General features: G+C 37.4%; 1 pseudogene. It reads right to left on the bottom strand.

The features are described 5' to 3' along the window. Window positions 1-318 precede the first annotated feature (318 nt). Window positions 319-519: pseudogene (locus tag AB840_RS18040) on the bottom strand (hypothetical protein); the annotation flags it as partial.

Here is a 519-nt window from a genome sequence, read left to right as displayed (position 1 = left end):
AGGGGCTGTGAAATAACGCCCCTATAAAAACGAATGAGGATCACTGGCTCGAAAGAGCCGGTGATCCTCATTTTGTGGTAAAATTTTACGTAACTAATGAAAAATTCAACCATCAATTATTTTAAAACAAAACAGGCTATTTTGCCACTGTTTATTTCAGATTGTCTGAATATCTGCGATCCTGTGCTGGTTTTTGACCGATTTATGGAGGAAATCGACTTGGAGAAATACCTGAGCAATGTTCCAACGCACGTTACCGGACGTATCAGGTTGATATTGTCAATATCTCTTTACACTTTTTCCTCGAGGATATTCGATCTACGCTGCATCCTTCAATGAGCGGTAATACTGTTGTCTCTTAATCATTGGAGGTAATCCTCCATTGGTGGAGCAGATTCTTCGGTTATTCCAGTAACTAATGAAATATCTCCATATAATTGTTTTCATATGTTCAACAGTTGTTTTTGAAGCATTATATCGATTATAGATTAGTTCTTCCTTTAATCTTGCCCACATACT

The sequence above is a fragment of the Megasphaera cerevisiae DSM 20462 genome, from assembly GCF_001045675.1.
Taxonomy (GTDB): domain Bacteria; phylum Bacillota; class Negativicutes; order Veillonellales; family Megasphaeraceae; genus Megasphaera; species Megasphaera cerevisiae.
This window is presented reverse-complemented; position numbering and strand designations above follow the sequence as displayed.